This window comes from Streptomyces sp. NPDC001709 (assembly GCF_053596375.1).
Genome location: NZ_JBSFGB010000003.1, coordinates 74,181 through 92,586, shown reverse-complemented (window position 1 = coordinate 92,586; position 18,406 = coordinate 74,181). Strand labels below are relative to the sequence as shown.

Annotated in this window: 18 protein-coding genes; 11 read left to right on the top strand and 7 right to left on the bottom strand. The window is 72.7% G+C overall.

What is annotated here, in order from left to right; translation table 11 throughout:
- The 6 genes from ACWC0C_RS05590 to ACWC0C_RS05565 are packed head-to-tail and all read left to right on the top strand — an operon-like array spanning position 1 to position 4,744.
- Positions 1 to 1,341 (top strand): L-fuconate dehydratase, encoded by a 1,341-nt coding sequence (locus tag ACWC0C_RS05590; RefSeq protein ID WP_450861830.1) that lies wholly within the window; start codon positions 1 to 3, stop codon positions 1,339 to 1,341.
- The gene (locus tag ACWC0C_RS05585) at positions 1,338 to 2,093 is read left to right on the top strand and encodes an SDR family NAD(P)-dependent oxidoreductase (protein WP_450861828.1); all 756 of its coding nucleotides are present in this window, start codon (positions 1,338 to 1,340) and stop codon (positions 2,091 to 2,093) included. Before ACWC0C_RS05590 ends, ACWC0C_RS05585 begins: the two co-directional genes overlap by 4 nt.
- Positions 2,090 to 3,061: an aldo/keto reductase gene (locus tag ACWC0C_RS05580; protein ID WP_450861826.1), complete on the top strand. Its 972-nt coding sequence runs from the start codon at positions 2,090 to 2,092 to the stop codon at positions 3,059 to 3,061. The genes ACWC0C_RS05585 and ACWC0C_RS05580 overlap by 4 nt, the downstream gene beginning before the upstream one ends.
- Positions 3,058 to 3,372: an L-rhamnose mutarotase gene (locus tag ACWC0C_RS05575; protein ID WP_449196859.1), complete on the top strand. Its 315-nt coding sequence runs from the start codon at positions 3,058 to 3,060 to the stop codon at positions 3,370 to 3,372. Before ACWC0C_RS05580 ends, ACWC0C_RS05575 begins: the two co-directional genes overlap by 4 nt.
- A complete protein-coding gene (locus ACWC0C_RS05570) occupies positions 3,369 to 4,202 on the top strand; it encodes an amidohydrolase family protein (protein ID WP_450861824.1) in 834 nt (277 codons plus the stop codon). The genes ACWC0C_RS05575 and ACWC0C_RS05570 overlap by 4 nt, the downstream gene beginning before the upstream one ends.
- 53 nt (positions 4,203 to 4,255) lie before the next feature.
- Positions 4,256 to 4,744 (top strand): cupin domain-containing protein, encoded by a 489-nt coding sequence (locus ACWC0C_RS05565; protein ID WP_449196861.1) that lies wholly within the window; start codon positions 4,256 to 4,258, stop codon positions 4,742 to 4,744.
- A 10-nt stretch (positions 4,745 to 4,754) separates the two neighbouring features.
- On the opposite strand, the gene ACWC0C_RS05560 is transcribed toward ACWC0C_RS05565, so the two are convergent.
- On the bottom strand, positions 4,755 to 6,176 hold the full coding sequence (locus ACWC0C_RS05560) for a lipase maturation factor family protein (protein ID WP_449196862.1): 1,422 nt from the start codon (positions 6,174 to 6,176) through the stop codon (positions 4,755 to 4,757).
- Between the two features lie 128 nt (positions 6,177 to 6,304).
- Here ACWC0C_RS05560 and ACWC0C_RS05555 point away from each other — a divergent pair, with 128 nt between their 5' ends.
- The 3 genes from ACWC0C_RS05555 (at position 6,305) to ACWC0C_RS05545 (ending at position 10,641) form a co-directional block, all read left to right on the top strand.
- Positions 6,305 to 7,570, top strand: a complete 1,266-nt coding sequence (locus tag ACWC0C_RS05555; protein WP_450861822.1) for a DUF6777 domain-containing protein — start codon at positions 6,305 to 6,307, stop codon at positions 7,568 to 7,570.
- A gap of 80 nt (positions 7,571 to 7,650) precedes the next feature.
- Entirely contained in the window at positions 7,651 to 9,720 is a 2,070-nt protein-coding gene (locus tag ACWC0C_RS05550; RefSeq protein WP_449196864.1) for a SpoIIE family protein phosphatase, read from the top strand.
- A 57-nt stretch (positions 9,721 to 9,777) separates the two neighbouring features.
- Positions 9,778 to 10,641 carry an Fpg/Nei family DNA glycosylase gene (locus ACWC0C_RS05545; protein ID WP_450861820.1) on the top strand — a complete coding sequence of 288 codons (864 nt, stop codon included), beginning with the start codon at positions 9,778 to 9,780 and terminating at the stop codon, positions 10,639 to 10,641.
- Positions 10,642 to 10,656: 15 nt separating this feature from the next.
- Here the strand turns inward: ACWC0C_RS05545 and ACWC0C_RS05540 are convergent, their stop codons facing one another.
- From ACWC0C_RS05540 to ACWC0C_RS05530, 3 genes are all read right to left on the bottom strand, one after another.
- Positions 10,657 to 11,310, bottom strand: coding sequence for a zf-HC2 domain-containing protein (locus ACWC0C_RS05540; RefSeq protein ID WP_449196866.1), 654 nt, complete (start codon positions 11,308 to 11,310; stop codon positions 10,657 to 10,659).
- 173 nt (positions 11,311 to 11,483) lie between these two features.
- Positions 11,484 to 11,999 (bottom strand): hypothetical protein, encoded by a 516-nt coding sequence (locus ACWC0C_RS05535; protein WP_450861818.1) that lies wholly within the window; start codon positions 11,997 to 11,999, stop codon positions 11,484 to 11,486.
- Positions 12,000 to 12,154: 155 nt separating this feature from the next.
- Entirely contained in the window at positions 12,155 to 12,724 is a 570-nt protein-coding gene (locus ACWC0C_RS05530; protein WP_449196868.1) for a sigma-70 family RNA polymerase sigma factor, read from the bottom strand.
- Between the two features lie 216 nt (positions 12,725 to 12,940).
- On the opposite strand from ACWC0C_RS05530, the gene ACWC0C_RS05525 reads away from it, so the two are divergent.
- Positions 12,941 to 14,086, top strand: a complete 1,146-nt coding sequence (locus tag ACWC0C_RS05525; protein ID WP_450861817.1) for a CapA family protein — start codon at positions 12,941 to 12,943, stop codon at positions 14,084 to 14,086.
- 11 nt (positions 14,087 to 14,097) lie between these two features.
- On the opposite strand, the gene ACWC0C_RS05520 is transcribed toward ACWC0C_RS05525, so the two are convergent.
- The gene (locus ACWC0C_RS05520) at positions 14,098 to 15,522 is read right to left on the bottom strand and encodes an amino acid permease (RefSeq protein WP_450861815.1); all 1,425 of its coding nucleotides are present in this window, start codon (positions 15,520 to 15,522) and stop codon (positions 14,098 to 14,100) included.
- Positions 15,523 to 15,572: 50 nt separating this feature from the next.
- The gene (locus tag ACWC0C_RS05515; protein ID WP_450861813.1) at positions 15,573 to 16,520 is read right to left on the bottom strand and encodes a LysR family transcriptional regulator; all 948 of its coding nucleotides are present in this window, start codon (positions 16,518 to 16,520) and stop codon (positions 15,573 to 15,575) included.
- A gap of 82 nt (positions 16,521 to 16,602) precedes the next feature.
- Between ACWC0C_RS05515 and ACWC0C_RS05510 the strand changes: the two genes are divergently transcribed.
- Positions 16,603 to 17,916: an MFS transporter gene (locus ACWC0C_RS05510; RefSeq protein WP_450861812.1), complete on the top strand. Its 1,314-nt coding sequence runs from the start codon at positions 16,603 to 16,605 to the stop codon at positions 17,914 to 17,916.
- Here ACWC0C_RS05510 and ACWC0C_RS05505 read toward each other — a convergent pair.
- On the bottom strand, positions 17,852 to 18,328 hold the full coding sequence (locus tag ACWC0C_RS05505; RefSeq protein WP_450861810.1) for a universal stress protein: 477 nt from the start codon (positions 18,326 to 18,328) through the stop codon (positions 17,852 to 17,854). The two genes, ACWC0C_RS05510 and ACWC0C_RS05505, sit on opposite strands and share 65 nt — an antisense overlap.
- Positions 18,329 to 18,406 lie beyond the last annotated feature (78 nt).

Below are 18,406 nucleotides of genomic sequence, written 5' to 3'. Positions count from 1 at the left end.
GTGTCCGAGGCCCCCGCCCGCGTCACCGCGGTCGACACCCACGACATCCGTTTCCCCACCTCGCGCGAGCTGGACGGCTCCGACGCGATGAACCCGGACCCCGACTACTCGGCGGCCTACGTCGTGCTGCGCACCGACGCCGCCGACGGGCACGAGGGACACGGGTTCGTCTTCACCATCGGGCGGGGCAACGACGTCCAGGTCGCCGCGGTCGACGCGCTGCGGGAGCATGTGCTCGGCCGGGACGTGGCACAGCTGTGCGCCGACCCGGGCTCGCTCTTCCGGGACCTGATCGGCGACAGCCAGCTGCGCTGGCTCGGTCCCGAGAAGGGCGTGATGCACATGGCGATCGGGGCCGTCGTCAACGCCGTCTGGGACCTCGCCGCCCGGCGGGCCGGCAAGCCGCTGTGGCAGCTGCTCGCCGACGCCGAGCCCGAGTGGCTGGTCCGGCAGATCGACTTCCGGTACATCGCGGACGCGCTCACCCCGGCCGAGGCACTCGACCTGCTCAGGCGCGGGAGGGAAGGCGCCGGGGAGCGCCGGGCACGGCTGCTGGAGCGCGGCTACCCCGCCTACACCACCTCCCCGGGCTGGCTCGGCTACGACGACGACAAGCTCGGCAGGCTCGCCGCGCAGGCCGTCACCGACGGCTTCCGGCAGATCAAGCTGAAGGTCGGCGCGGACCTCGACGACGACATCCGGCGCTGCCGGGTCGCCCGCGCGGTCGTCGGACCGGACATCCGGCTCGCCGTCGACGCCAACCAGCGCTGGAACGTGGACGAGGCCATCCGCTGGACCAAGGCCCTCGCCGAGTTCGCCCCGTACTGGATCGAGGAGCCCACCAGCCCCGACGACGTCCTCGGCCATGCCACCATCCGCCGGGCGGTGGCCCCGGTGAAGGTGGCCACCGGGGAACATGTGCACAACCGGATCGTGTTCAAGCAGCTCCTCCAGGCGGACGCCCTCGACATCGTCCAGATCGACGCCGCCCGCGTCGCCGGGGTCAACGAGAACCTCGCCATCCTGCTGCTCGCCGCCAAGTTCGGCGTCCCGGTCTGCCCGCACGCGGGCGGGGTCGGCCTGTGCGAACTCGTCCAGCATCTGTCGATGTTCGACTACCTGTGCCTCTCGGGCACCACCGAGGACCGGGTCGTCGAGTACGTCGACCACCTCCACGAGCACTTCGTCACCCCGGTCGTCATCCGCGACGGCCACTACACGGCACCCACCGCCCCCGGCTTCTCCGCCGCCCTGCGCCCGGAGGCCGTCGCGCGGTACACCTTCCCCGGCGGCACCTACTGGGCCGCCGACCCCGACACCCGGAAGGGACAGGCCGCATGAGCGACTTCGAGGGCCTGAAGGCCCTGGTCACCGGCGGTGCGTCCGGCATCGGCCGGGCCACCGCCGACCTCCTCGCCGCCCGTGGCGCCCGGGTCGCCGTCCTGGACCGGGACACGACCGGCGTCGACAAGCCGCTCCTCGCCCACCAGGCCGACGTCACCGACGACGCCTCGGTACGCGCGGCCGTCGAGCGTGCGGCCGATGACCTCGGCGGCCTGGACGTCCTGGTCAACAATGCTGGGATCGGCGCCCAGGGCACGGTCGAGGACAACGACGACGCCGAGTGGCGGCATGTCTTCGACGTCAACGTCCTCGGCATGGTCCGCGCCGCCCGCGCCGCCCTCCCGTATCTGCGCCGGTCCGCGCATGGGGCGATCGTCAACACCTGCTCCATCGCCGCCACCGCCGGCCTTCCACAGCGCGCCCTGTACAGCGCCACCAAGGGCGCCGTGTACTCCCTGACCCTCGCCATGGCCGCCGACCACGTCCGCGAGGGCATCCGCGTCAACTGCGTCAACCCCGGTACGGCGGACACCCCGTGGATCGGCAGGCTGCTGGACACCGCCCCCGACCCCGCCGCCGAGCGCGCCGCCTTGGAGGCCCGCCAGCCCACCGGGCGACTGGTCTCCGCCGCCGAAGTGGCGGGCGCCATAGCCTACTTGGCGAGTCCGCTGTCCGGCGCCACCACCGGCACCGCCCTCGCCGTCGACGGCGGCATGCAGGGCCTCAGGCTGCGGCCGGTGGGCCAGTGAGGACGCTCGGCCGGAGCGGCGTCCAGGTCACCCCGCTCGGCTTCGGTGCCGCGACGCTCGGCAACCTCTACCGCCCCATGGACGACGAGCAGGCGGGGGAGGCCGTACGGGCCGCCTGGCAACGGGGCATCCGGTACTTCGACACGGCCCCGCACTACGGCCTCGGCCTGTCCGAACGCCGGCTCGGCGCCGCCCTGCGCGCGTACGACCGCGCGCACTACACCGTCTCCACCAAGGTCGGCCGCCGTCTCGACCCCGTCGACGGCACGGGCGACGACCTGGCGTACGGCTTCGCCGTACCCGCCACCCACCGCCGCGTGTGGGACTTCAGCGCCGACGGCGTCCGCCGCACCCTGGAGGCGAGCCTCGCCCGCCTCGGCCTGGACCGCGTGGACGTCGTCTATCTGCACGACCCCGACGACCACGCCGAGCAGGCCTTCCGCGAGGGCTACCCGGCCCTGGAGAAGCTGCGGGCCGAAGGAGTGGTGGGCGCGATCGGCGCGGGCATGAACCAGGCCGCGATGCTCGCCCGGTTCGTCCGCGACACCGATGTGGACGTGGTCCTGTGCGCGGGCCGCTACACCATGCTCGACCAGAGCGCCGGAACCGTGCTGCTGCCCACGGCCGCCGGGCGCGGGGTGTCGGTGGTCCTCGGCGGCGTCTTCAACTCGGGGCTGCTGGCGGACCCGACGCCCGAGTCCACGTACAACTACAGCCGCGTCTCACCGGAGTTGCTGGACCGGGTCCTGCGCATGAAGGCGGTCGCCGAGCGGTACGGCATCACCCTGCGCGCCGCCGCACTGGCCTTCGCCTGCGCCCACCCGGCCGTCGCCGCCGTCCTGCCCGGGCCACGCTCCGCGTCCGAAGTCCACGACTGTGCCGACCAGTTCGCATCCCCGGTACCGCCGGAGTTCTGGCAGGAGCTGCGGGAGTGCGACCTGCTGCCCCGAGAGGAAGGCCCCTCATGAGAGTCGCCCTGCACACCAGGGTCCGTGCCGACCGCGTCGCCGAGTACGAGGCCGCCCATCGCGCGGTCCCGGAAGAACTCACCCAGGCCATCCGGGCCGCCGGCGCCACCTCGTGGACCATCTGGCGCAGCGGGAACGATCTGTTCCATCTGCTGGAGTGTGCGGACTACGCCCGTCTGCTGGCCGAACTGGAACAACTCCCGGTCAACGTGGCCTGGCAGGCCCGCATGGCCCAGCTGCTCGACGTCGTGCACGACTACTCCCGCGAGGGCGCGGACGCCGGGCTGCCCGTCGTCTGGGAGCTGCCGTGACCGTCGACGCCCACCACCACGTCTGGGACCTGTCCGTCCGCGACCAGGACTGGATTCCCGAACGCAGCCCGCTCAGGCGTGACTTCACCCTGGCCGACCTCGAACCCGAGGCGAGGGCGGCCGGAGTCACCCGTACCGTCCTCGTCCAGGCGGTGACCGTGCCCGAGGAGACCCCCGAGTTCCTGGCCCTGGCCGACGCACACGACCTGATCGGCGGTGTGGTCGGCTGGACCGACCTGACCCGCCCGGACGTCGCCGAGGAACTGGCCAGGCTGCGCCGGCTTCCCGGCGGTGCGTATCTGAAGGGCATCCGGCACCAGGTCCAGAGCGAACCCGACCCGGAGTGGCTGCTGCGCCCGGACGTACGCCGGGGCCTGACCGCGCTGGCCGACGCGGGGCTGGTCCACGACCTCGTCGTCCTGCCCCACCAGCTGCCGGCGTGCGCCGAAGCGGCCAGGACGCTCCCCCAACTCGCCTTCGTTCTCGACCACTTGGGAAAGCCTCCCATCAGGTCCGGCGCCCTGGAACCCTGGGCCACCGACCTCCGTGCCCTCGCCGCCCTGCCCAACGCCTTCTGCAAGCTCTCCGGCATGGTGACGGAGGCCGACCCCGCCTCCTGGACCGTCGACGACCTGCGCCCCTACGCCGAGATCGCCCTGGAAGCCTTCGGCCCGGACCGCCTGATGTTCGGCTCGGACTGGCCCGTGTGCACACCGGTGGCCACCTACACCGAAGTGCACGCCGTCATGGCCGAGTTGACGGCGGAGCTCGGCCATGCGGACCGCCGTGCCCTCTTCGGGGGCACCGCCACAGCCGTCTACGGTCTGTGATCCACGGCGTGGGCGACGGGTGCCTCGGTGACGCGTACTTCACAATGATCGGCATGACCGATCATCAGCCCCGCACTCCCGCCGCTCCGTTGCTGCGCGCTCCCGAGGACGGTGAACTCATAGACGTCGCCGGTGTCGCGCACTTCTTCCGGCTCACCGGTGAGCACACGGGCGGGCACTTCGCCTTCGAGGAGTTCAGCCTCGCCCCCGGCACCATAGGTGCCAGGCCGCACGTGCACGAGGGACACGACGAGTACTTCTACGTCCTCGAGGGCGAGTTGACGCTCCACACCGGCGACGCAGAGGTGACGGCCGGCCCCGGACACCTGCTCGCCGCCACCCGCGGCACCCCGCACGGCTTCCGCAATGCCGGCCCGGTCCCGGCGCGCGCACTGTGCCTGTACACCCCGGCCGGTTACGAAGACTACTTCCGCGACGTGCACGCCGCCGTGAGTGCCGGGGCCGAGGCGACCGACGAGCTGCTGGCCGAGTTCCGCAGCCGCTATCGGACCCGGACCCACCAGGCACCCGCGGACAGGTGACAGGACCCGGTCACGACCGCCCGGCCATCGCCGCCAGCCGCGTCGGCGGCAGGTACTCCCGGACGTACGTCCGCTCCCAGCACGCCCCGGTGTCCCGCAGCTCCCGCCAGGTGGTGTAGCGGTAGCGGAAGAGACGGGCCCGGATGTAACGGGGCGGGGTGTCCGGGGGGAAGGGGGAGCGGCGCAGCAGGCGCAGGGTGTCGCGGTCGTTCTCCAGCAGGCGTTCCACCAGACCCCCGAACCAGTCGCCGGCATAGCCCGGGGACAGCGCCGCGAACCACATCAGCCAGTCCAGCCGCAGGTGGTAGGGGGCGAACTGGCGTGGCCAGTGGCGGGTGTCCCCGGGCTTGCCCCGGAACTCGTACTCCCGCCAGTCCGAGTCCGCGCGCGGTACGTCGTCCAGCGTGCCCTCGACGACCACCTCGTAGCGGACCCGGCTGACGCTGCCGAAAGCGCCGTAGGTGTTCACCAGGTGCAACGGGTCGAAGGAGCGGTTCATGACCTGGCGGCGGGAGATCATGTTCAGCACCGGGTGGTAGCTCAGGAAGAGCAGCAGCGCGACCACCGCGAGCACCAGCACCTCGTACCACAGCGGCGCCGCCGGCACGGACGGCGCGGCCCCGGGGAACCGCAGCGCGGACAGGGCGAGCACGATGGTGATCCAGTTCAGCCAGGAGAAGTTGCCGGACAGCACCAGCCACAGCTGGGTGACGATCATCAGGGCGGCGGCGGCCGAGGCGATCGGCTGCGGCGTGAACAGCAGCACCGGTACGACCAGTTGCGTGACGTGGTTGGCGGCCACCTCCACCCGGTGCAGCGGCTTCGGCAGATGGTGGAAGAACCAGCTCAGCGGGCCCGGCATGGGCTGTGTCTCGTGGTGGTAGTACAGGCAGGTCAGCTTCCGCCAGCACGCGTCGCCCCGCAGCTTGATCAGCCCGGCGCCGAACTCGACCCGGAACAGGATCCAGCGCAGCAGGAACAGCACGACGATCGGCGGCGCCACCTCGTCGTTGCCGAGGAACGCGGCCAGGAACCCGGTCTCCAGCAGCAGCGACTCCCAGCCGAACGCGTACCACGTCTGGCCCACGTTGACGATCGACAGGTACAGCGCCCATGGCACCAGCCACAGCGGGATCCCGGCCCACAGCGGCAGCAGGGAGTCCGCGCCGGCGAGCAGCGCCGCCGACACCGCGCACCCGGTCCAGGCGCAGCCCGCGAAGAAGCGGTCGGAGTAGTGCAGATGGAACAGGCTCGGCGCCCGTTTGAAGGGCGCCCACGCCAGGAAGCGGGGGATCGGCAGCATGCCGCGCTCGCCCAGCAGGGCCCGGAACTGCCGGGCCGCCGTCAAGAACGCGACCAGGTACACGGCGGCCAGAGCCCGCTGGAAGACCAGCCGGCTCAGCCAGTAGTCGGGAGCGGTGAACCAGTTCACGGCTGCGCGCCCTTCGTCGCGGCCAAACCGCCGGTGTCATCTTCATCATGACCTCCCCCGAGTTGCCAGCCAAACGGGCGCAATGCACACAATAGGGAGAAGTTACCCACAGTGATGCGGAGTGTACGGTGCGGATACCCGCCGGATCCATCGTCACGGCCTGGGCCCTCTCGGTGGCGCTCCTCGTCGCCGGCTGTGCCCGTCCCGGCGTGAAGGAGGCCCGGGTGGGCGAGCAGGTCTACCTCCTGCCCGCCGTGGCCCAGGGGCCCGACCCCTTCACGGGTTCCACAGTCACCGCGACCGCCGCGCCGGCAGTGCCGGGTCGCGCGAGTGCCGACCCCAGGGCGCCCGCGCATACCGGCACGGCCGAGCCCACGGCCACCGCCACCGGACCGCCCGGCTCCGCGTCTCCCCGGTCGGCGCTGCGCGCCGCGTTTCTCGTCGCACCCCTGCGTGCGATGCGCGTCCTGTCCGGCGCCACCCCCGGCCTCTACGGCGGCACCGCACACGTCGCCGACTGTGACGTCGAGCGGCAGATCGGGTACCTGGCGGCGGACCGGTCCCGGGGTGCCGCCTTCGCCCGCGCGGCCGGTGTCTCCGTCGGCGGCCTCCCCGGGTATCTGCACGGCCTGACCCCGGTCGTGCTGCGCGCCGACACCTGGGTGACCAACCACGGCTACCGCGACGGGCAGCCGGTCGGCTACCAGGCCGTGCTCCAGGCGGGCACCGCCGTCCTGGTCGACAACAGGGGGCTACCGCGGGTGCGCTGCGGCTGCGGCAACCCGCTGGGCTCGCCCGCGCCGGCCCGCGGCGGCTTCGGCGCCCGCGGCAGTGCCTGGTCCGGCTACCGGCCGGACCAGGTGATCGCGGTGGCCCCGGCCGCCCGGGCCGTCACCAGCATCACCATCGTCAACGCCGAGACGCGTACCTGGATCGAACGCCGGATCGGTCGCGACGTGCGCGACGACCAGATCGTGCCGGCTCCCGCCGGGGCCACCACCGCCGTGCCCGACGGCAGCCCCGACCCGGCGGACACCGCTCCCACGGCCACCGCACCGCCGTATCTCACCCTGCCCAGCCCCCAGCAGACCCCGCCGGGATCCTCTCCGGGTACGGCCGGCAGACCGCCCGCGGCCGCCACCCCGACACCACCGGACGGGTCCGCCGGACCGAGCGGCCCGGCCCCAGGTGTGACGGACCCGCAGCCCTTGCCGTCGTCCCTGGATCTCACCCCGGACGCGCCCGACGACCTTCCGTCCGGCGTCCCCGTCACGCCCGGCGGCATTCCGCCCAGCGCTCCCGACGCGCCCGACGAGATCGGCCCGCTCGACGAGGTCGGCCCGCTCGACACCCCCGGGCCCACCGACGCCGCCGAGGACCTCCCCGCCGGCTGAGCCCCCCGTACCGGCCGCTCACGCCCGGGAGCCCGGACGACCAGGTCGAATAATCGGATAAATCCTGGCAAGGTGGGCCCATGGCAGAGCGGGTAGCGAGCGCCATGTCACTCCCGGAGGACTGGCCCGCCCACCCGGACCCGATCCTGGCGCTCAACCGCATGGGCAGCTTCGACTGGGACCTGGACACGGGCCTGTTCCACATGGACGCCCAGGCGTACGAGGTGTTCGACCTGCTGCCCGATGAGTACGACGGACGCCCCGAGTCCCTCGCCGTCCGGGTGCCGCAGCCCGAGGCCGCCCGGATGGACGCGGTCGTGGCCCGGGCCATCAAGGACGGCAGCGAGAACTACGGGGCCTACTTCCGCATCCGCCGCCGCGACGGCACCCCGCGCTGGACCCACACCCAGGGCTACATCCGCCGCGACGACACCGGCCGCCCGCGCCGGGTCTTCGGCATCGTCCGTGACGCCACCGAGGAACTCGCCGACAGCGAGGCGCACAGCCTGCGCACGGCCCAGGACGAGGCGTTCCGCCGGCAGACCAATGTCGTCCAGGCCGTCTCCGCCGCCCTCGCCCACGCCCGCAGCGTCCAGGACGTCATCGACGCCCTCAAGGACACCCACGGCATCCGCCACCTCGGCGCCGCCAGCCTGGTGATGGGGCTGGTGGAGGCCGGCCGGATCCGGCTCGTCGCCGAGGGCCCCGCCGGTGCCTCCGTCCCCGGCACCCAGGTCACCCGGATCGACGAGCCGTACCCGATCAGCGAGGTCGTCCGCACGCTCCGCCCGCGGTTCATCGAGTCCCCGCAGGAGTTCGCCGAGGGCTATCCGATCCTCTGGCCGCACATCACCGACCTGCACATCACCTCGGCCGCCTACCTCCCCCTGATCGCCCAGGCCCGCCCGATCGGCGGGATGGGCCTGCTCTACAGCGACCGGCGCGGCTTCTCCGCCGAGGAGCGCGCCGTCCTGGTCGCCCTCGGCAGCAGCGTCGCGCAGAGCCTGCAGCGGGCCATGCTCTACGAGCAGGAGAAGGACCTGGCCCAGGGCCTCCAGCAGGCCATGCTCCCGCGCACCATCCCCAGCGTCCGCGGCGCCGACATCGCGGTCCGCTACCGGTCGGCCGCTGCGGGCCGGGACATCGGCGGCGACTGGTACGACCTGATCCCGCTGCCCGGCGGCCGGGTCGGCGCGGTCATCGGCGACGTACAGGGCCACGACACCCACGCGGCGGCCGTCATGGGCCAGCTGCGGATCGTGCTGCGCGCCTACGCCGCCGAGGGACACACCCCGGCCGCCGTGATGGCCCGCGCCTCCGTCTTCCTCCACGAACTCGACACGGACCGCTTCGCCACCTGCCTGTACGCCGAGGCCGACCTGGCCACCGGAGTCGTGCAGGCGGTGCGCGCCGGGCACATCGACCCGCTGCTCCGGCACACCGACGGCACCTGCCGCCGGGCCCCGGTCGAGGGCGGGCTGCCGCTCGGCCTGTCCGCCGAGTTCGGCCGGCTGGATTACCCCGTCTCCACCCTCGAACTCGACCCCGGTCACACCCTGCTGCTGTGCACCGACGGGCTCATCGAACGGCCCGGCACCGACCTCGACGACGGCATGCGCCACCTCACCAGGCTCGTCGCGGGCGGTCCCGAGGACGTGCGCGAGCTCGCCGACCGGCTGATCCAGCTGGCCGAGGAGCGCGGCGGCGACGACGACGTGGCGCTGCTCCTGCTGCGCCGGCGCGTCCCGGTGGCCCCGCAGGCCGGCGGCCGGCTGCAGCAGCACGTGGCACCCGGCGACCCGGAGGACCTCGCCCAGGCCCGGCACCTGATAAGGGCCGCCGTACGTTCCTGGGGCTACCGCGACCGCGCCGACGAGATCGAACTGGTCGCGGACGAGCTGATCACCAACGCGCTGATGCACACCGAGGGCTCCGCGATCGTGACCCTGCGGGCCCTCGACGACGGTGGCCGCAGGCTGCGGATCGAGGTCGAGGACTCCTCCAGCGCCCTGCCGCGCCGCCGTGAGGCGGGGGAGGAGGGCGTCTCCGGCCGGGGCCTGCTGCTCGTGGAACGGCTGGCCGACGTGTGGGGCGTGGAGGCGCGGGGCGCCGGCAAGGCGGTGTGGTGCGAGTTCCGCCAGGCCGCCTGACCCGGCGCGCGACATCGCCGGGGGTGCGTTGTCGGTCCCCGATGGCACTCTTGACGTATGCCGGAACTGCCCGAGGTCGAAGCGCTCAGGGACTTCCTCGCCGAGCACCTGGTCGGCCGCCGGGTGGCGCGGGTGCTGCCGGTCGCCGTCAGCGTCCTGAAGACGTACGACCCTCCGGTCACCGCCTTCGAGGGCGGCGAGGTGACGGCCGTGCACCGGCACGGCAAGTTCCTGGACCTGGCGGCGTCCAGCGGGCTGCATCTGGTGACCCACCTGGCCCGCGCGGGCTGGCTGCAGTGGAAGGACCGGCTGCCGGACGGCCTGCCCAAGCCGGGCAAGGGCCCCCTCGCGCTGCGCGTGGCGCTGGAGACCGGCGAGGGCTTCGACCTCACCGAGGCCGGCACCCAGAAACGCCTCGCGGTGTACGTCGTTCGTGATCCGCTGCAGATCGAGGGCATCGCCCGCCTCGGCCCGGACCCGCTCGCCGCCGACTTCACCGAGGACCGCTTCGCCGCCCTGCTCAAGGACGAGAGACGCCGGCTCAAGGGCGCCCTGCGGGACCAGTCCCTGATCGCGGGTGTCGGCAACGCCTACAGCGACGAGATCCTGCACGCCGCGAGGATGTCCCCGTTCAAGCTCGCCGCCTCCCTGACCCCACAGGAGACCCACCGGCTCCACGAGGCGCTGCGCACCACGCTCACCGAGGCGGTCGAGCGCTCCCGGGGGGTGGCCGCCGGACGGCTCAAGGCCGAGAAGAAGAGCGGCCTGCGCGTCCACGGCCGCACCGGCGAACCCTGCCCGGTGTGCGGCGACACCATCCGCGAGGTCTCCTTCAGCGACTCCTCGCTGCAGTACTGCCCGACCTGCCAGACGGGCGGCAGGCCCCTGGCGGACCGAAGGCTGTCCCGGCTGCTGAAATGAGCCCGGCCGAGCCGGCTAGGACGCGTCGACGGACACCAGGTGCTGCCCGTCCGTGGTGCGCACGTCGTAGCGGGCGATGTCGCCGGGGTGCATCGTGGAGGACCCGAGCGCGGTGAAGGTGCCGGCGTCGTGGCCGGGTTCCATCCAGGTGCCCGCGACCTCCTCGGAGCCGTCGCGGCCCACGACGACGAGCCGGCAGGCGTGCGGCCCGGTGCCGTCCTTCACCCGCAGGAGCAGCCGGCTGCCCGTGTCCCCCTCGTCGGCCGTGACCTCGGCCCACACCCCGGTCCTCGCATCGGTCGCCGCGGTGATGTGCGCGGCCGGCTTCTCATGGCCGACGAAGGCCATGACCCCCGTACCGCCCACGGCCAGCACCACGGAGGCGGCCAGGCCGTACAGAAAGCGCCGACGGCGCACCCGCTGCCGGTGCGCGACCTCGCCGAGCAGCCGGTCCAGCAGCCGGGGACCGGGCTGGGTCATGGGGTGCACAAAGCGCGGCGTGGCCCGGCGGTAGAGCATCAACTGCCGTGTGGCCGGACCGAATTCGGTGACCTGTGCCGCGCACTGAGAGCACTCCATGAGGTGGTCCTCGAAGCGGAAGGCCTCCGCCTCGTCCAGCACGCCGAGCGCGTACGCGCCGACGTCGCGATGCCTTTCCAGGGACCTCATGCCGAATCCTCGTGCCGATGGGTGCGGGTGGGGTTACTCCGTGCACCCATCCGTACGCAGCCGACAGCCGAATCACTCAAGCCACCACAGAATCCCGGACAAGAGATTCGGAGCCGCGCGGCCCGCGGATTGGTCCGATTCCGAAAAACTTCGGAAGCGGCCGGGCCGGACGGTCAGAACAGGTGGATCGCGAGGTGCCCGAGGGGCAGCCCGAGCTGCCACGCCGGTGTCCACACCTTCGGCCCGTCGTCCTCGCCGCCCGGCGCGCCGCCGCCCGGCACCGCGTCCAGGTCCGGCGCGAGCAGCTCGGTCTCCTCCAGCCAGCGCCAGGCGTCCGCCGCGAGGGCCAGGTCGGGCGAGGCGGTGCCGGACCGCTCGTCCCGGTCGGCCAGCTCGGCCATGCGCTCGCCCACCCAGTCCCGCCACGGCTGGTCGTAGGCGGTCAGGGACAGCCAGTTCTCCAGCTGGGAGATCACCCGGACACCGGACAGCTCCCCGTCGGTGTCGGACAGGAAGACGGTGAGCGCCAGCGCGTCCCGGCCGGCCCGGAACTCGAAGGACGTCGGCGGCATCAGATCGCCGGTGCGCAGCAGCTCGTCGGCGATGTACTCGGCGTACAACCAAGCCATGGGGACGGCCAGTTCACCGCCGTCGGTGCCGTCCGTGCTCTCGTGCCCTCTGTGCAGCATCCCTTCCTGCCCTTCCTCCGGTGCGTGCGCGTCGCCCGAGCCTTGGTCGGGGCCGCGGCCCCGGCTCCCCGCCCGGAACGCGGATGAGGACAGCCCATTGCCCGAACGGGGGCCACAGCAAGGCGCTTTGCGAGAGCTTTGCCCTGCGGCCGGTTTCAGTGCAGGTCGGCCGCATAACCCGGAAGGACCCGGCGCAGCGCGCGCAGCGCGTAATACGCGCGGGACTTCACGGTACCGGGTGGAACGCCCAGGGTCTGCGCCGCTTCCGCCACACTGGCCCCGCGGAAATACACGAGTACCAGTACGTCACGGTGCTCCGGCGTGAGTGTCTTCACAGCCTCCCGGACATCGAGCATCGCGGCGGCCCGTTCGGCGTGATCGGCGGTCACCCGCGCGTTCTCGGGGATCTCCTCGCCGGTCTCCGGGGGCCGTGCCTGCCGGGCCCGCCGGGCGTCGATCGCGAGCCGCCGGGCGACCGTCAGCAGCCAGGGCCGTACGGAGCCGAAGCCGTCGGCGTGCAGGGCCTCGGGATGCTGCCAGGCGCGCACCAGGGTCTCCTGGGCGAGGTCCTCGGCACGCTGCCGGTCGCCGTCGCAGAGCCTGAGCAGCAGGGCGAAGAGGGGGCGGCCGTGCTCCCGCTGGAGCGCGGCCAGTTCGTGTTCGGCGGTCGTCGTCCCGTGGGCCGGTGCCGCCGTCCCGTGGATGAGTGAGGTTCCGGCCGTCATGGCCGTATGGCAACGCAGGGTGCGGCCGCGCGACAGGGCGCGCGCACGGCTCTGCGACGGACGGTCGATCGCGTCGGCGAACGGTCGGACGAACGGTCCGGCGCGGCACCGGATGGGCTAACGACAGTGCCTGGGCTGTTTATCCGAGGAGTCAGATTCGTACCCATATGCCCGTCAGGGCTTTGTCGGTAAATACGACTGTTCTGGGGTGAGCTGATGATCGGACGCAGGCAACAGGTGGCCCTGGCCCTCACCGCCGTCCTCGCGGCCGCGGCCGCCTGCCAGAACCACGAGCGCGAGAAATCCGGGCACCCGGCCCCCTCCGGGGCCGCCCGCGGCTTCACGCTCGTCGCCTCCGGTGACGTCCTGCCGCACACGTCCGTCATCGACCGGGCGGCCCACGACTCCGACGACGGCAGCTACGACTTCCGGCCCATGCTCGCCGGCGTGGAACGGGTCGTGTCCCACGCCGATCTGGCGCTGTGTCACATGGACGCCGTCTATGGCGCCGACGGCGACTACTCCGGCTACCCCGCCTTCAAGTCGCCGCCGCAGATCGCCCGGGCGCTCGCCGCGACCGGCTACGACGGCTGCTCCACCGCCTCCAACCACTCCCTGGACGACGGCACCGACGGTGTCCGCCGCACCCTCGACGCCATGGACGAGGCCGGCCTGAAGCACGCCGGCACCGCCCGCAGCGAGGCCGAGGCCCACTCGGTCACGATCCTGAAGGCCGGCGCCGCCAAGGTCGCGCACCTGGCGTACACCTTCGGCACCACCGGCACCCCGCTGCCCTCCGGCCCGCCCTGGGCGGTCGACCTGATCGACCCGGACCGGATGATCGCCGACGCCCGCGCCGCGCGGCGGGCCGGCGCCGACGTGGTCGTGGTCTCCGTGCACTGGGGCACCGAATGGCAGCAGGAGCCGGACCGGCTGCAGCTCGGCCTCGCCCGCCGGCTCACCGCCTCTACCACCGGCGGCCGCCCCGACATCGACCTGATCCTCGGCACCCACGCCCACATCCCGCAGGCGTACGAGAAGATCAACGGCACCTGGGTGGTCTACGGCCTGGGCGACCAGATCGCCGGCGAGATGTACAACACCCAGGGCGTGCGGGACTCGCGCGGCAACGAGTCCACCATCGGCCGCTTCACCTTCGCCCCGCCCAGGAGGCCGGGCGCCCGGTGGCAGGTCACCAGGGCCGAGTTCGTCCCGCAGCGCTACGACCTCGACGCCGGACGGGTCGTGAACCTCAACCGGGCCATCGACGACGGCGCCGAACTGCAGGGGGTGCGCGACCGCATCCGGGACGTGGTGCTCAGCCGGGGCGCCGCCAAGGACGGCCTGGTCATGGCGGAGTGATCAGCCGGTGCTCAATCGGCGGGCCGCACCTCGGCCAGCACCGAGCGCTTGTAGGAGTAGCCGAAGTAGATCACGCACCCGATCACGAACCACACGGCGAACCGCACCCAGGTCTCCCACTGCAGAAACGTGATCAGCCAGATCGAGAAGACACAGCCCAGCGCGGGCACGACCGGCATCCACGGCGTACGGAAGGTACGCGGCAGCTCCGGGTGCCGGTAGCGCAGCACGATCACCGCCGCGCACACCACCACGAACGCCAGCAGGATGCCGATGTTGGTCAGCTGGGCCGCCGAGCCGATCGGGACGAACCCGGCGATGGCGGCCGAGGCCACCCCGACGATCCAGGTCACCCGGGTGGGCACGTGCCGCGTCGGATGGGTCTTCGCGAACCAGGTGGGCAGCAGACCGTCACGGGACATGGAGAACCAGACCCGGGTCACGCCCAGCATGAACGTGAACATCACGGTGAGGATGCCGATGATCGCGCCCACCGCGATCACGTCCGCGAGCGCGTTCAGGCCCACCGACTTGAACGCGCTGGAGAAGCCGCTCTCCGGGTCGATGTGCTTGTAGTCCTGCATGCCCGTGAGCACCAGACAGGCCGCCACGTACAGCACCATCGAGATCACCAGCGAGTAGATGATCGCCTTCGGCATGTGCCGCTGCGCGTCCTTCGACTCCTCGGCCGCCGTCGACATGGCGTCGTAGCCGAACACCGCGAAGAACACGGTGGCCGCACCGGTGAAGGCGCCTCCGATACCGAACGGGAAGAACGGGTGGTAGTGCGCCGAGTCGATGTGGAACACGCCCACCCCGATCACCAGCAGCACCACCAGCACCTTCAGCGCCACCACGAAGGTCTCGAAGCGGGCCGCGCTGCGGATGCCCAGGTTCAGCAGCCAGGCGATCAGCAGGCACAGCACGACCGCGAACAGGTCCACCCGGTGCCCTGACCCGGTGCCCGGCGCCCCCAGCATCCAGCGCGGCAGCTTCGCGCCCATCTCCTCGACCAGGAAGCCGAAGTAGCCGGAGATGCCGATCGCGACGACGGCCACGATCGCCGTGTACTCCAGCAGCAGGTCCCAGCCGATGAACCAGCCCGCGAACTCGCCCAGCACCGCATAGCCGTAGGTGTACGCCGATCCCGCCTTCGGGATCAGCCCGGCGAACTCGGCGTACGACAGCGCCGCACAGGCGCTCGCCACACCGGCGATCAGGAACGACACCAGCACCGCGGGGCCCGCCGTGCCGTTGGCCACCGTGCCGGCCAGCGTGAAGATGCCGGCGCCGATGATGCCGCCCACACCGATGGCGGTGAGCTGCCACAGGCCGAGGGACCGGTCGAGCCGGGTGCCCTCGCCGACCTCGGTCTCCTCGATGTGCTCGATGGGTTTGCGGCGGAGAATCCCCTCACCCGCGCGGAGCCTGGCCATGTGCCTCACCTCTTCGCCGACGGCAACGGCTGACGGCGGATCATGATGGCTCAGGGGCGGCTCGCAGGGAAGACGCCACGCACGGCCCAGGCCGGGGTCCAGGCGCGGGACGCGGGCCGGGCGGGCGGCCGGGCGGTGAGGTGGGCGCGCAGCGCGGCGAGTCCCGGATGCGCGTTGTCCGCGGCCCAGACCAGGGAGTGCGGGTAGACCGGCGTCGGGTCGGTGAGCGGGATGCGCCGCAGATCGTGCCCGGCGGGCCGGGAGAGCTGGATCCGCTCGGCGACGAAGGTGGCGAGCGAGGCGGAGCCGGCGACCGCGTCGAGCAGCGGCTCCCCGCCGAGTCCGGGGACGACCGAGTCGATGGTCAGCCCGAACTCGGCGGCGAGGGTCGTGTAGTAGGCGGCCCACTCGGTGCCGTCCAGGAGGCCCGGCATCCAGATCCGGTGCCCGGCCAGCTGCGCCGGTGTCACCGACCGGGCCCCGGCGAGCGGGTGCCGCGCTCCGGTGAGCAGCTGCACCGGCTCGTCCAGCACCCGGACGGACCGCAGTCCGTCGGGAAGCCGTGTGGTGACCGCGCGGATGGTCGCGTCGATGGTGCCCGCGCGCACGGCGGCCAGGGCCGTGCTCGCGTCGAAGAGCGTCACCACGTCGAGGGCCGTCTCGGGCCGCGCCTCGTGGAACTCCCGCAGTAGGGCCGCCGGGGCCAGCCGGGCCCCGATCACGTCGACGCGCAGCGCGCGCCGTCCCGGCCGGACCGAGGCGAGGGCCCGCTCCTCGGCCGTCAGCAGCTCCCGCGCGTGCGGCAGGAACGCCTGCCCGTCGATGGTCGGCTCCGCCCCGCGTGCGGTCCGGGTGAACAGCCGCACCCCGAGGTCCTTCTCCAAGGCCGCGATCCGCTTGGAGACAGCCTGCTGGGTGATGCCGAGGACGGCCGCGGCCTCCTGGAACTGCCCGGTGTCCACCACGGTGACGAAGGTGCGCACGGCCTTGAGATCCACGCGGCACAGCCTACGCGTACAACCATCGGTTGTGTCTGCTGTACTGCCGGTTGTTTGATCCCGGCCCGGCCTGCTGGATTTCATGTCCCGGGACAACGGGAGGTCGTGCGTGAAGCTGGGTCGGCAGTTCGGGTGGCTGTGGAGCGCCTATGCGGTGAGTGCTCTTGGCACCTATCTCGCCTTCGACGCGTTCTCGGTGATCGCGGTCCTCGCGTTGCACGCCGGGCCGGCCGAGGTGGCGCTGCTCGCCGCGACCGGGCCGGCGGTGGGCGCCGTGGCGGCGATGCCGCTCGGGCCGTGGGTGGAGTTCCGGCGCAAGCGGCCGGTGATGATGGCGATGGACCTGGTCAGGTTCGCCGCCCTGCTGACCATCCCCGCCGCCTACGCGCTCGGCGGGCTCGGCCTCGGTCAGCTGCTGCTCGTGTCCGTGATCGTCGCGGCGGCCGACATCACCTTCAACGCGGCCTCCGGCGCCTTCCTGAAGACGCTCGTACCCGCCGACGGGCTGCTCACCGCGAACTCCCGGTTCGAGTCCACGAACTGGACCGCCCTGGTCCTCGGACCGCCCCTCGGCGGCGCCGCGATCGGCCTGCTCGGCCCGGTCACCACGGTCGTGGCGAACGCGGTCAGCTTTCTGCTGTCGGCGCTCGGCATCCGGGCCGTCGGCGGCGGCGAGCCGCGCCCCGAGCGCCCCGGCGTCGAGCGCCCCGGCGTCGAGCGCCCCGGCGCCGAGCGCCTGCGGGCCGCCGACCTGCTCGACGGCTGGCGGCACATCCTGAGCAGCCCGGCCCTGCGGCCGCTGTTCTTCAACAACCTCGCGGCCAACGCCCTGATCATGGTCGCCATGCCGCCGCTGGCCGTCCTCATGCTCGGCCCGCTCGGCTTCACCCCCTGGCAGTACGGCCTCGCCTTCGCCGTGCCCTGCCTCGGCGGCCTCCTCGGCTCCCGGGTGACGCGCCCGCTCGTCACCCGGTACGGGCAGCGGCGGGTACTGCGCACCGCGGGCACCCTGCGGGCCGTCTGGCCCCTCGGCCTGGCCTTCGTCCGGCCCGGGCTGCCCGGCCTGCTGCTGGTGATGGCCGTGGAGTTCGGCGTGATCACCTGCTCGGGCGTCTACAACCCGGTGTCCGCCACCCGCCGCCTGGAGTGCACCCCGAACGACCGGGTCGCCCGCACCCTGACCGCCTGGTCGATCACCGGCAAGGCCACCACGGCCGCCCTGACCGCCCTGTGGGGCCTGCTGGCGAGCCTCACCGGCCCACGCGCCGCCATCGCCCTGGCCGGCGTCCTGCTCCTGGCGACGCCACCCCTGCTGCTGCGGGAACGGGAGGCTACGGAACGACCGTCACCGGCCAGCGCCCCGCCTTCACCAGCCGCACCGCGACAGAACCGATGATCCGGTGCCCGGCCTGCTCCGAGGCGCCCACGACCACCGCGTCCGCCTTCAGCTCGTCGGCCGCCTTGACCAGCCCGTTGTAGGGGTCGCCGCGGAAGGTGTGGAACTCCCAGCGCACCTCGAATATCCCCTTGACCCGCTCGGCCGCCTCCCGGATGTACGCGACCAGGTCCTCGGCGATCTCGTCGGTCGTCTCCGCCACCGGCGCCCCGAGCGCCGCCCCGGCGGCCAGCACCGGCTGCACGTACACCACCGCCAGCAGCGCGTGCTGGCGCCGGGCCAGGCCGCCCGCGTACGCCGCGGCGCGCAGCGAGGAGTCGGAGCCGTCCACCCCGACCACGATGACCTTCGGCCCGTCCGTACCCCGCTCGAACTGTGGGTGCGAGGGCGAGTGCGCATCCTGTTCCGTCACGGCGCGAGGCTATCGGAACCAACGGTTCCCGCAGCGAGGCGGGGCCGTCGCGCACCGGGACGCACGACCGCTCCACGG

Coding starts and splice junctions, on each gene's coding strand:
- ACWC0C_RS05585 (WP_450861828.1), top strand. CDS start 1,338: ATGAGCGACTTCGAGGGCCTGAAGGCCCTGGTCACCGGCGGTGCGTCC.
- ACWC0C_RS05575 (WP_449196859.1), top strand. CDS start 3,058: ATGAGAGTCGCCCTGCACACCAGGGTCCGTGCCGACCGCGTCGCCGAG.
- ACWC0C_RS05565 (WP_449196861.1), top strand. CDS start 4,256: ATGACCGATCATCAGCCCCGCACTCCCGCCGCTCCGTTGCTGCGCGCT.
- ACWC0C_RS05550 (WP_449196864.1), top strand. CDS start 7,651: ATGGCAGAGCGGGTAGCGAGCGCCATGTCACTCCCGGAGGACTGGCCC.
- ACWC0C_RS05545 (WP_450861820.1), top strand. CDS start 9,778: ATGCCGGAACTGCCCGAGGTCGAAGCGCTCAGGGACTTCCTCGCCGAG.
- ACWC0C_RS05540 (WP_449196866.1), bottom strand. CDS start 11,310: ATGAGGTCCCTGGAAAGGCATCGCGACGTCGGCGCGTACGCGCTCGGC.
- ACWC0C_RS05535 (WP_450861818.1), bottom strand. CDS start 11,999: ATGCTGCACAGAGGGCACGAGAGCACGGACGGCACCGACGGCGGTGAA.
- ACWC0C_RS05530 (WP_449196868.1), bottom strand. CDS start 12,724: ATGACGGCCGGAACCTCACTCATCCACGGGACGGCGGCACCGGCCCAC.
- ACWC0C_RS05525 (WP_450861817.1), top strand. CDS start 12,941: ATGATCGGACGCAGGCAACAGGTGGCCCTGGCCCTCACCGCCGTCCTC.
- ACWC0C_RS05520 (WP_450861815.1), bottom strand. CDS start 15,522: ATGGCCAGGCTCCGCGCGGGTGAGGGGATTCTCCGCCGCAAACCCATC.
- ACWC0C_RS05510 (WP_450861812.1), top strand. CDS start 16,603: ATGTCCCGGGACAACGGGAGGTCGTGCGTGAAGCTGGGTCGGCAGTTC.